This window comes from Oscillospiraceae bacterium (genome assembly GCA_035380125.1).
In the GTDB taxonomy this organism is placed as follows: Bacteria; Bacillota; Clostridia; order Oscillospirales; family JAKOTC01; genus DAOPZJ01.
On record DAOSWV010000020.1, the window covers coordinates 20,121 to 32,351 of the forward strand.

Below are 12,231 nucleotides of genomic sequence, written 5' to 3' on the forward strand. Positions count from 1 at the left end.
AGCGCACGAAGCCGAAGAATCTCGGACTCATCCAAGCCACCGGAAACATCACTTTGTCATTCTGAGCGAAGCACACAACCGTGCGCATGAAGAATTTTTCTTCTGAAAAATTCTTTTAGGGAACAATCTGCAGATTGTTCCTTAAAGTCTGAAGGATCTCGGCCTAATCAAGCCACCGGAAATTGCAACGAAAGGAACATCACTATGAAACTGCTGGTCATCAATGGCCCGAATCTGAATCTACTAGGTGTCCGCGAACCGGACATCTACGGCAGCCAAACCCTGTCCGACCTCGAGACATTGGTTAGAGATTACTGTGCCGAAAAAGGCGTCGAGGTTGATTTTTTTCAAAGCAACCATGAGGGTGCGATTGTCGACCGGATTCAGGCGGCTTTCCGTGTCTATGACGGTCTGATCATCAATCCGGCGGCCTACACCCACACCAGCATCGCGATTCCCGACGCCATCAAAGCGGTCGGCATTCCGGCGGTCGAGGTACACCTTTCCGACATTTCCAAGCGCGAGACCTATCGTCAACACTCCTACACCTCCGGGGCCTGCCTCGCCACCATCGCCGGTAAGCATTTTCAAGGATACCTCGATGCGGTAGATATCTTAATAAAACCGTAGGGGCGGATATTATCCGCCCGCTGATCTTAAAGAATATCCCGGAACGAAAAAATATCAACGTAAAATGGAAATTCATAATAAATCCATTTCATTGGTTACGGGCGGATGATATCCGCCCCTACGGTATGCCGACCCCGAGGGGTCGGCACTTGTTTTATTCGGCGGTCATGATATAATAGAGCAAAATTAACCATTCAACCGAAAGGGGACGCACCATGCCCACCGACAGAGAGATTTTAAGAACCCTTGCCAACGAATACGCCGAGGCCGCAGGCCATCCGCGCAACGCCGAAAACGCCAAACTCTACCGCGCCGTCAACGGCCTGCGCATGATCCGCCCGGTCGTTTTGATCAATGAGGAGCCGTGGTGCGAGCTGAACACCGGCGGCGAATTGACTTTATATTGCACCGACCCCGATTTTCGCAGAGCCGAGCAGCACATGCGCCGTATGCTTTATAAATGGCGCCATTACCCCTGCGATATGATTGTGCCGCCCTATATCCCCGTCGACAAGATCATCGGCGGCGAGAGCGGCTGGCTGTCCGTGATCGAAGACACCATCGAGACCGGAGACGGCAATAATATCAAATCGCATGAATATACCGATCAGTTGGCCAATCCCGAAGATATCGACAAGCTGAAAATGCCCAAATTCACCTACGAGGAAAAAGCCACCCTCGCCATTCAGCAAAAACTCGACGAAGCTGTCGGCGACATCATCCCGATTCGGCTCATCGGGCAGGGTGCTTACATCACCCCGTGGGACAAAATCTCGACCTATCGCGGTGTGACCAATCTGTTAATCGACCTGGTCGACCGCCCCGAACACTCCCATGCGATCATGGAAAAGATGACCCGGATGTTTATCGAGCAGTACCGCCAATTCGAAGAACTCGGGCTTTTGGACCGCGACCCGCTCATCCTCCACTGCACCGCCGGACTCTGCGATGAACTGGTAACCGAACCCGATCAACCCGTGCTGCGTAAAAATGTCTGGGGCCGGGGCACGGCGCAGATTTTTGCCAGCGTCTCCAAAGAGATGCACGAGGAGTTCGAAATCGAGTATGAAAAGCGTTTGATGGAGCCGTTCGGATTGGTCTATTACGGCTGCTGCGAACCGCTCGACAAAAAGATCGATATCGTCAAAAAGATTCCCCGCCTGCGCAAAATCTCAATCACCCCGTGGGCCAACGCGGATATCGCCGCCGAAGCCATCGGCAAAGATTACGTCGTCGCCCTGAAGCCGAACCCCGCCAATGTCGGCGCGGCTTTTGACCGCGAGGTCATCCGCAATGAAGTTAAGCACCTGCTCGACGCCTGTGCCCGCAACAACTGCACCTGCGAGCTCACCCTCAAGGACATCAGCACCGTCGCCCATAACCCCAACCACCTCGAAATCTGGGAACAAACCGTGATGGAACTGGTCAGAGCATATTAACAAATTGTAGGGGCGCACCTGTGTGTGCGCCCGCCGCCCTTAACAAGTGCAAAGTGTAAAACGTAAAGTTTAAAGTGACATATCCGTAAAATTGTAGGGAATGGTCTTGACCATTCCGAAATATATCTTTCTCAAATTTATAGTAGGGCGAGATGAACTGCGTTCGCCCGTCTTTTTGTAGGGGTTGGCGCATCCAAAATCCGTAAATCCCCCTACTGTAGAGGGATGATTAATTTTTTGATTTAAACGCTTGACATATGTTAAATTATGCTATATTATGTTGTTATAGGTAAATTGTAAAAAATAGGAGGGTTATTATGAGTAGTCAAAATGATTGGGCAAAAATCCGCGAGGCATTAATAGAAATTCTAAAATCTGTTGATCATTATCGTTCAGAGAACAAAGATGAAACGTGCTTTTTAACAGCATATCAGCTTGCAGTCTTATTAAACAAAGAAAGTTCAACTCTTGTTAAAAACTCTAAATGCCATAAAAATATTGGAGGAAAAAGCGAAGGTAAAAATTATTCTTTATCTCAATACATAGCAATTCAATTATCACAAGACATTAAGGATGAGAATATTGATAACGTCGAAATGAGATTTTTTAATATCGATGGCCTTGAGCAGTTTTCTTTTCTTGATGAGAAAAAAACTATAAGCCAACCCTCAAACACTTGTTTCTCAATGTTCCGCTATATTGGACAATAATCAATGACCTTTATCTACTTCTTGATATCCATTTTTTCCACCATATCATTTGCATACACCATAAAACTAACTGACAAATTTGAAATTAAATTCGATTTGAAAGGAATGATTATGATGATTATTACAATGATTGTGGGCATCCTGGGGTATTCTACGGGCTGGAGTGGGCATTGTAGCAGATGTTTAAGCGAAAAAGTGTAATCCGGAAGTATATTTAGAGGTACTCTAGTCTTGGGGTTCGAATCCTCAAATGCCCACAACAAATAACCACCATAACCCGTTGGGCTATGGTGGTTCCCCGTTTTTGTCATTCTGAGCGCAAGTCGAAGAATCTCGGTCTTATGGTGGCTATTGTAAAACATTCCCCGTAAACTTGAAATTAACGAGATCCTTCGACTACACAAAAAGCGGCCATATCACATGATATGGCCGCTTTTGTTCCGCTCAGGATGACAACTTTTACATGATATAACCAATTAAATAAACAAATTCACATTCGATTCTTCCGCATCGCCGAGGTAAGCGCCCACGCCGCCGAGTTCGACGCCTTCGATCAATTCTTCTTCCTTGATGCCCATGACGTCCATGCTCATCGTGCAGGCCACAATCTTAACGCCGGCCTTCATGGCCTTGCGGATCAGTTCTTCCAGCGAATCGACGTTCTTGTCGCCCATGATCTTTTTCATCATCGCGGTGCCCATGCCGGCCATATTCATCCGTGACAGCTTGAGCTTCTTGCTGCCGCGCGGCAGCATCGCCCCGAACATGGATTCCATAAACGACTTCTTGACCTTTTGCTTCTTGGGTTTGCGCAGTACGGTCAGCCCCCAGAAGGTGAAGAACATCGTCACCGGCCTGCCCATGGCCGCCGCGCCGTTCGCGATGATAAAACTGGCCAGTACCTTGTCGAGATCGCCCGAGAAGACGATGATCGTCTTGCCTTCGGTATTGTCTTTTACGACGGGAGCCGCAGTAGTGGCACTGCCTTTTTTCACGAGCGCTATATAATCGTCGCCGCGCCGATCGTTGGCAACCAGCGTATTACCGGTACGACGGGTCCAGGCCACGATGTCACGCGCAAAGCCCGGGTCAGAAGCCGAAACCTCGACGACATCGCCGTCGCGCATGCTCTTCATGGTCTCGAATACCGTCATGATCGGGCCGGGGCACTGCATGCCGCTGCAATCCAGCCGCATCGACGCCTTCGGAACGTCCTTGGTGTCCATATGGCCGCTGTCGGAAATACTCGCCTGTGCAATCGGGGTGATGTCGGGCTGATAGTGTGTGGACTGGTAAAACCGGGCGCCGCCGGGATAAATCGTCACATGTTTAAAGCCCTCGTTCATCAAAACCCGCGCGGCGTTGTAAGCCCGCACGCCGATGGCGCAGAAAACGACGATATCTTTGGATTTATCCAACTCATTGATGCGGCCGCGCACCTGTCCCAGCGGGATGTGCTTTGCGTTCGGCAGAGCAAACGCCAGCAGCTCGGCGTCCTCACGGACGTCCAGCGCGACCGCCTCAGGTTTTTTTTCGAGTACGTCCCACGGGGAGTACGCCACTTTGCCCGCCAGCACGTTTCCGGCCATATATCCGGCCATGTTCACCGGGTCTTTTGCCGAAGAATACGGCGGCGCATAGGCAAATTCGAGGTCCTGCAGGTCGTGGACGGTTGCGCCCAGACGAATCGCGGTCGAGAGCGTGTCGATGCGTTTGTCAACGCCGTCCTTGCCCACGATCTGCGCGCCGAAAATCTTTTTGCCGTCCATCGAGAACAGCATTTTTAAAGTCAGCGGAACCGCGCCCGGATAATATCCGGCATGCGAGTTCTGCGTAATGGTGATGCTCTCATAGTCCTTGCCCTTGACCATGCCGCGCTTGATCAAAACCTTCTCGTTCGCACCGGTCGATGCGGCAGTCAGATCGAATATCTTCGCCACCGAGGTGCCCTGCGTACCCGCATAGGCCTCGTTGGCGCCGTTGATGTTGTTTGCGGCGATACGGCCCTGCTTGTTCGCGGGTCCGGCCAGCGGAATCATCGTCGGCTCTTTCCAAGTGAAGTCCTCGACCTCGATCACATCGCCCACGGCGTAGATGTTGGGGTCGGAGGTCTTGAGATTCTTGTCGACGACCACGCCGCCGCGCGGATTCATGGCCAGTCCGGCCGACTTGGCGAGTTCGCCGTTCGGGCGCACGCCGATGGATAAAATCACGAGTTCGGCGTTCACGGTTTTGCCGCTCTTGAGAGTGACCGTCACGTCATGTTCGTTATCGGTAAAAGAACTCACGCCGTCGCCCAAAAAGAGCTTGACGCCGTTTTGCAGGAGGTTTTCATGCAGAAGCTGCGCCATCTCGAAATCGATCGGCGACATCACCTGATCCAGCGCCTCGATCAAATTGACCTCGACGCCGGCGTGTTTCAGGTTTTCGGCCATCTCGAGTCCGATAAAGCCGCCGCCGATGACCGCTGCGGTCCTGACGCCCTGATCCTGCACCAGCGCGCGGACGCGGTCGGTGTCGGGCACGGTCCAAAGGGTCTGGATGCGCGAGGAGTCGATGCCCGGAATTGGCGGACGCACTGGAGAAGAGCCGGTCGAAATGACCAGCGTGTCATAGGGTTCGGTATAGGTCTCGCCGCTGTCCACCCGCTTGACGGTGACTTCCTTTTTCTCGCGGTCGATGGAAACGACCTCGTTTTTCACGCGCACGTCGATGTTATATTTTTTCTTCATGGCCTCCGGGGTCTGCAGCAGCAGCGAAGCGCGGTTCTTGATCACGTCGCCGACATAATAGGGCAGGCCGCAGTTGGCGTAGGAAATGTATTCCCCACGCTCCATAATGACAATATTTGCGCTTTCATCCAATCTGCGCAGACGCGCCGCGCAGGTTGCGCCGCCGGCCACACCGCCGATAATGACTACTTTCTTCATATGTTTGATACCGACCTTTCCGAAAATTTAAACCTGTTCCGAATCAGTGCAAATCGGGAAATGTAAAGCTGTCTTCGCGCTCTTTCTCTCTATTATACACCATTTCGTAAAAATTCGTATCCTTGACCGAATTTTTTTCATAAAGCCGCTTCCTCACCGGCATTTATGGATTATCTGTAATTATAACCATCCCGCCGTTTTCATTCTGTAACTATATCACAATGCGGGCGGCGAGACGCCGCTCTCAAACGCGAAGCAGAATCTACAAATTCTATCGCTTCGTAGCCGCGTTTCCGACCTCGCATAAATTCCCCTCTGTGGAGGGGTGGCGCATAGCGCCGGGGTGGTCTGATACCGTCTTTGCGAGGAGTGCCGCGCGCGACGAAGCAATCCAGAAAACAAGCGTCTGGATTGCCACGGGGCTAAAGCCCCTCGCAATGACGATTGAACTGCGAAAACGAACACCGGCGCGGCTCAATCGAGCCGCGCCGGTGTCATATCTGTTTTCCTCATTTTTCACGCTTTTCGTGAATTTATCTCTTTATATCTGTTAATGGATTCTATTTTCCGCTTGCGCCGTAGTTGGAGAGTACGCGTGCCGACGGGTCGTTGACCGCACAGTTGGGCCAGGTCTTGTTGGGCATCCAGAAATCGACGACCATCTCGGCCTGTCCGGGATAGAATCGCTCAAACAACTCGCGGTACAGCAGCGACTCCTTGGTAAACGGTCTTGCGTGGGTATACTTGGCCGAAAGCCGTTCAAATTGCTCGTCGGTATAACGCTGTTCGGCATAGGCCTTGAGCACATCGACCATCGAATGACCCACCGCGTCGGAGAAAGCGGCTTTCTGGCGCATCAGAATCGATTCCGGCAGCCAGTCGCCCTCGAACGCATGGCGCAGCAGATATTTGCCGATGCCGTAGGTGTTCATCTTGGTCTTGGGGTCGAGTTCCATGACGTATTTGACGAGATCGAGATCGCCGAACGGAACGCGCGCCTCCATCGAATGAGAGGAGATGCAGCGGTCGGCGCGCAGCACGTCGTACATGTACAGTTCGCGGATGCGCTTTTCGGCCTCGGTCTGGAACGCCTCGGGACTCGGCGCGAAATCGGTGTATTTATAACCGAACATCTCGTCCGAGATTTCACCGGTCAGCAGCACGCGCACATCGGTATGCTCGCGGATCTGCTTGCACAGCAGATACATGCCGATCGAGGCGCGGATGGTCGTGATGTCATAGGTGGCCAGCGAACGCACCAACTCGGGCAGAACCGCAAGCACGTCTTCGTCGTTCATATAGAACTCGGTATGGTCGCTGCCGATGTATTCGGCGACTTCCTTGGCGTACTTCAAGTCGATGGCGTCGGTTGTCATGCCGATGGCATAGGTCTTGATGGGTTTTTTGAGTTCACGGGCCGCGATGGAGCAGACCAGCGAACTGTCCAGACCACCGCTGAGCAAGAAGCCCAGCGGTGCGTCGGAGTCCAATCGCTTGCTCACGCCCGCGATTAATTTATCATGGATGTTTTTGCAGACGGTTTCGACGTCTGATGTGATGACCTTCTCCGGTTTCGCGATATCGCAGTATTGGGTGAATTGACCGTCTGCGTAATAGCAGCCCGGCGGGAACGGATAAATCCGATCACACACGCCGACGAGGTTATTCGCCTCGCTGGAAAACACCAATCCCGAACCGCGTTTCCCGTAGAACAACGGCCGAATGCCGATAGGGTCACGGGCAGCGATGAACTCATCTTTTTCCCCGTCATAGAGGATCAGGGCGAACTCTGCGTCGAGCATCGAAAACATCTTCAGACCGTATTCGCGGTACATCGGCAGCAGAATCTCACAGTCGCTGTCGCTTTTGAAGGTGTATTTCTTCGCCAACTGTTCCTTGATGGGGCGGAATCCGTAGATCTCGCCGTTACAGACCGCTTTGCTGGATCCCAGCGAAAACGGCTGCATACCCTCGGGTGTAAGGCCCATGATTGACAGCCGCTGGAATCCCAACAGACCTTTTCCGGCGTCCTCAATCCGTTCTCCGTCCGGTCCGCGTCTCCCAGTGCATTCAAGGCAGCGGGAAACCTCGCCTTTAGAGATGTTGTTTTCGGTAAAACCGATGATGGTGCACAAACTCAAAAACCCCCGATCAATTTTAGATCATTAACATTCTGTATCCTGAAGAGCTGCATAGCCCTCTTCACCTGTACGTACTTTGATGACATTTTCAACATCATAGACAAAGATCTTACCGTCACCGATATGTCCCGTATACAATGCTTTCTTGGCCGCCTCGACCACATCCCGAACGGGAACTTTCGAAACCACGACTTCAACACAGACCTTCGGCAGCAGATTGACTTCGCGTTTGACACCGCGATAATATTCCGTGTGTCCGCCCTGGACGCCGCAGCCGAGCACGTTGGTGACGGTCATACCGGTCACGCCCAGTTCGCCGAGAGCCTCTTTGAGGATCGGGAAACGCTCCTGCTTGCAGACGATATCGAGCTTGGTCAGTTTTGCACCCGGATTGACAACCTTGGTAACCGGAACGGCCGCCTCAACTGGCACCGCAGGGGCTTCCACAGCTGCGATAATCGGTGCAATCGCCGCCATGTCGCTTTCGACCATCGGCATGAAGTCGGCATACGCGCTGGCCAAACCGTGTTCGGGCAGATCCAAACCGCTGATTTCTTCAGCGGCACTGACACGCAGACCGGTTGTCTTTTTCAAGGTGACAAACAGAATGGTCGCGGTAATTCCGCACCAAGCGGCGACGGCGAGAACACCGAGGGCCTGTGTGCCGATGGACTGGAGCCGTGTCATGCCCCATGCATCCAGCGAATCCTGTGTCGCAAGCACACCGGTCATAATTGTGCCGAATGCGCCGCTCAAACCGTGGACGCCGACCGCGCCGACCGGATCGTCGACCTTGAGCACTTTGTCAACGAACTCAATACCGAAGACAACCACGAAACCTGCCAGAACGCCGATGATGGCTGCTCCCATAGGAGAAACGGCGTCGCAGCCCGCAGTGATAGCGACCAGACCGGCCAAAGAGCCGTTCAGGGTCATCGAGACGTCCGGTTTCTTATAACGGATCCAAGTGATCAGCATGACCGCGACTGTCGCGCAGGCCGCTGCGAGGTTGGTGTTGACGAAAACCAAACCGGCCACTTCCGCGGCGCCGTTTGTCATGGACACGGTGGAGCCGCCGTTGAATCCGAACCAGCAGAACCACAGAATGAACACGCCGAGTGCGCCCAAGGTGATGCTGTGGCCGGGGATAGCTCTGGATTTGCCGTCTTTGTCATATTTGCCGATACGGGGTCCGAGTACGATGGCACCGACGAGTGCGGCAACACCACCGAGCATATGGACCGCTGTGGAACCGGCGAAATCATGGAAGCCGAGACCGGCCAACCAGCCGCCGCCCCAGATCCAGTGTCCGGAAATCGGATAGATGAGCAAGCTGATCATCGCGCTGTAGATGCAGTAAGAACTGAACTTTGTGCGCTCTGCCATAGCGCCGGAGACGATGGTCGCCGCCGTGGCGCAGAAAACGGTCTGGAAGATCAGGAATGCGGGTAAACTGACGCCCGCGGGAAGAACCGCAGAGTAATCGCCCCGTGTGAACAGATCGATTCCCCCGAAGATCGCGCTCTGGGTTCCGAACATGATGCCGAATCCGGCCAGCCAGTAAAGCGGTGTGCCGATCGAGAAGTCCATCAAGTTCTTCATGATGATGTTACCTGCGTTTTTGGAACGGGTAAATCCGGTCTCAACCATTGCGAATCCGGCTTGCATAAAGAAGACCAGCGCCGCAGCGATCAGTACCCATAGATTGTCGACGTCCGAAAACAGTACCGTGATGTTGTCCATAGTGTTGCCTTCCTTTCATTTGGGGAGCGGTCGTTTCGGGGGTCGCAAAGCAAACTTCAACTACGGCTTTGGCGATTAATCCAAAACTTCCTTCTCCTGTTTATATGATGTGTATGGTTGCGTTTCCTCTTTTTTCGAGCTGCTTTTTCTCTTTTATCTGTCTTTTATATATTTATCTGACGCCGAACAGCATCTCGCCGTAACTCGGCAGCGGCCAAGCGTCTGTAGCAGTCAGACCTTCGGCCTCATCGCACACGGTGCGCAGTTTTTCCATGGTGGGGATGACGGTATCTTTGCAGAACTCGGATGCTTCAAGCGATTCTGAAATTTCTTTGAGTTCAAAGAGACCCGTTTTGAGCGCCTCGCAGCTTTCGAGGATCGAATCGCTGAGTTCGGAGAGCTTGACGGCGGTCTTTGCTTCGTAACCGGCCGCACATTTCAGGCCCTTCTTCAGCTCGGCTGTTTTGCACAGACCGCTGACATAGCCGCTGATTGCGGGGAGAATGTCCTTGTCGGTCATATCGATCATCGTGAGTGCCTCGATGGTGATGATCTTGACGTAGTTTTCAAGGATGATCTCGTAGCGTGACTTGATCTCGGCCTCGGTGTAGATCTTGTGCTGTTTGAAGAGTTTGACGTTCTCGTCGGAGATCAGCAGCGGCAGGCAGTCGGGCGTTGTACGCAGGTCGAGCAGTCCGCGTTTTTCGGCCTCTTCGATCCAGGCGTCGTCATAACCGTTGCCGTTGAAGACAATGCGTTTGTGGGCTTTGATCTCGGACTGAATCAACTCGTGCAGCGCACCGGTAAAGTCCTTTGCGCCTTCGAGTTTATCCGCGTAGATACGGAAAGCCTCGGCGACGGCCGTGTTCAGCATGATGTTGGCGCAGGCGATGGAGTTGGCCGAGCCGAGCATGCGGAATTCGAACTTGTTGCCCGTGAAGGCAAACGGCGAGGTGCGGTTGCGGTCGGTGGTGTCCTTGGGGAAATGCGGCAGCACGTTGACGCCGATTTCAAACTTGGTCTGGCCCTTGCCGTCATAGGCCTTATCTTTTTCAATGGCATCCAAAATACCGGTCAGCTCATCGCCGAGGAAAATCGAGACGATGGCGGGAGGCGCTTCGTTTGCACCGAGACGGTGATCGTTGCCGGCGCTGGCGACCGAGATGCGCAGCAGATCCTGATGCTCGTCAACGGCCTTGATGACCGCGCAGAGAATCAGCAGGAACTGGGCGTTTTCGAACGGGGTATCGCCCGGTTCGAGGAGGTTTTGCCCTTCGGCAGTGGAAATCGACCAGTTGTTGTGCTTGCCGCTGCCGTTGACGCCCGCGAAGGGTTTCTCGTGCAGTAAGCAGACCATGCCGTGGCGTTTGGCGATTTTCTGCATCAGTTCCATCGTGAGCTGGTTGTGGTCGGTGGCGACGTTGGTAGTCGCAAAGACCGGGGCCAGTTCGTGCTGGGCGGGAGCCACTTCGTTATGTTCGGTCTTGGCCGAGATGCCGAGTTTCCAAAGCTCCTCGTTCAAATCCTGCATATACTCCATAACCTTTTGCTTGATGGAGCCGAAATAGTGATCTTCGAGTTCCTGACCCTTAGGGGACATTGCGCCAAACAGGGTGCGTCCGGTGAAAATCAGATCCTTGCGGCGGTCATAGAGTTCTTTGGGTACCAAAAAGTATTCCTGTTCGGGGCCGACGGTGGTCTTGATCGAAGCCGTCTCGTTGCCGAAGAGCTTTAAAATGCGCTGGGTCTGGATGTCGATGGCTTCCATCGAACGCAGCAGAGGGGTCTTTTTATCGAGCGCCTCGCCCGCATAGGAGCAGAACGCCGTCGGAATGCAGAGGATGCCCTCTTTAATAAACGCAAAAGACGTGGGGTCCCAGGCGGTATAGCCGCGGGCTTCAAAGGTGGCACGCAGGCCGCCGGAGGGGAAGCTCGAAGCGTCAGGTTCACCCTTGACAAGTTCTTTGCCCGAAAATTCCAAGATCACGCCGCCGTCACCGTCGGGCGAGATAAAGCTGTCGTGTTTTTCGGCGGTGATGCCGGTCATCGGCTGGAACCAGTGGGTATAATGGGTTGCACCTCTTTCGAGCGCCCAGTTCTTCATCGCGTTTGCAACGACGTTTGCCACTGAAAGATCCAGCGTTTTCCCCTCTTTGATCGTCTGTTTAAGCGATCGGTAGGTCTCTTTGGGGAGCCGTGCCTTCATGACTGAGTCGTTGAACACCATGCTTCCGAAGATCTCGGGAATATTTGTCATAACCATGTCTCCTTTGTAAAAAATGATCGATCATTTTATATAGTAAAAGGAAAAGACGCCACAGAAATTAATCTGCGGCGCCTTTGCCGTAATATGGTAGTACTATACACCATTTTTGAAATAATGTCAATACCCTTTTTAAAAAAATTCGAGTGTGCGCGAAGCAAACGCAAGCAACCCCTGTGATCGGAGGGAACGCAGCCCGTTCGCACACCTGATTTCGTCATTGCGGCATAACCACCGCACCCCTATCATATGCAAGGACATCATCCGTTGTTCTCGAAATTCACGGTGCAGGAGAAACGATTTTAACTGGACATACTTATTATAAATATGTTAAAATAGCCGTAACCCTTGATTCCTGTATCCACCGGATTTGCG

At 52.9% G+C, this 12,231-nt stretch carries 7 protein-coding genes; 3 read left to right on the forward strand and 4 right to left on the reverse strand.

Annotated features, from left to right (window positions below; translation table 11 throughout):
- The first annotated feature begins 204 nt into the window (after positions 1-204).
- From aroQ to PK629_09145, 3 genes are all read left to right on the forward strand, one after another.
- Positions 205-630: a type II 3-dehydroquinate dehydratase gene (aroQ, locus tag PK629_09135; protein HOP11638.1), complete on the forward strand. Its 426-nt coding sequence runs from the start codon at positions 205-207 to the stop codon at positions 628-630.
- A 215-nt stretch (positions 631-845) separates the two neighbouring features.
- A complete protein-coding gene (locus tag PK629_09140) occupies positions 846-2,069 on the forward strand; it encodes a hypothetical protein (GenBank protein HOP11639.1) in 1,224 nt (407 codons plus the stop codon).
- A 317-nt stretch (positions 2,070-2,386) separates the two neighbouring features.
- The gene (locus tag PK629_09145; protein HOP11640.1) at positions 2,387-2,779 is read left to right on the forward strand and encodes a hypothetical protein; all 393 of its coding nucleotides are present in this window, start codon (positions 2,387-2,389) and stop codon (positions 2,777-2,779) included.
- A gap of 476 nt (positions 2,780-3,255) precedes the next feature.
- Here the strand turns inward: PK629_09145 and PK629_09150 are convergent, their stop codons facing one another.
- From PK629_09150 to PK629_09165, 4 genes are all read right to left on the reverse strand, one after another.
- Positions 3,256-5,709: an FAD-dependent oxidoreductase gene (locus tag PK629_09150; GenBank protein ID HOP11641.1), complete on the reverse strand. Its 2,454-nt coding sequence runs from the start codon at positions 5,707-5,709 to the stop codon at positions 3,256-3,258.
- Between the two features lie 560 nt (positions 5,710-6,269).
- A complete protein-coding gene (gene asnB, locus PK629_09155) occupies positions 6,270-7,844 on the reverse strand; it encodes an asparagine synthase B (protein HOP11642.1) in 1,575 nt (524 codons plus the stop codon).
- Positions 7,845-7,874: 30 nt separating this feature from the next.
- Positions 7,875-9,593, reverse strand: coding sequence for an ammonium transporter (locus PK629_09160; GenBank protein HOP11643.1), 1,719 nt, complete (start codon positions 9,591-9,593; stop codon positions 7,875-7,877).
- 172 nt (positions 9,594-9,765) lie between these two features.
- Positions 9,766-11,850, reverse strand: a complete 2,085-nt coding sequence (locus tag PK629_09165) for a glutamine synthetase III (GenBank protein HOP11644.1) — start codon at positions 11,848-11,850, stop codon at positions 9,766-9,768.
- Positions 11,851-12,231: the final 381 nt, after the last annotated feature.

What these genes read in the sequence shown, in the direction of transcription:
- aroQ (HOP11638.1), top strand. Translation starts at nt 205, where the DNA reads ATGAAACTGCTGGTCATCAATGGCCCGAATCTGAATCTACTAGGTGTC.
- PK629_09140 (HOP11639.1), top strand. Translation starts at nt 846, where the DNA reads ATGCCCACCGACAGAGAGATTTTAAGAACCCTTGCCAACGAATACGCC.
- PK629_09145 (HOP11640.1), top strand. Translation starts at nt 2,387, where the DNA reads ATGAGTAGTCAAAATGATTGGGCAAAAATCCGCGAGGCATTAATAGAA.
- PK629_09150 (HOP11641.1), bottom strand. Translation starts at nt 5,709, where the DNA reads ATGAAGAAAGTAGTCATTATCGGCGGTGTGGCCGGCGGCGCAACCTGC.
- PK629_09160 (HOP11643.1), bottom strand. Translation starts at nt 9,593, where the DNA reads ATGGACAACATCACGGTACTGTTTTCGGACGTCGACAATCTATGGGTA.
- PK629_09165 (HOP11644.1), bottom strand. Translation starts at nt 11,850, where the DNA reads ATGACAAATATTCCCGAGATCTTCGGAAGCATGGTGTTCAACGACTCA.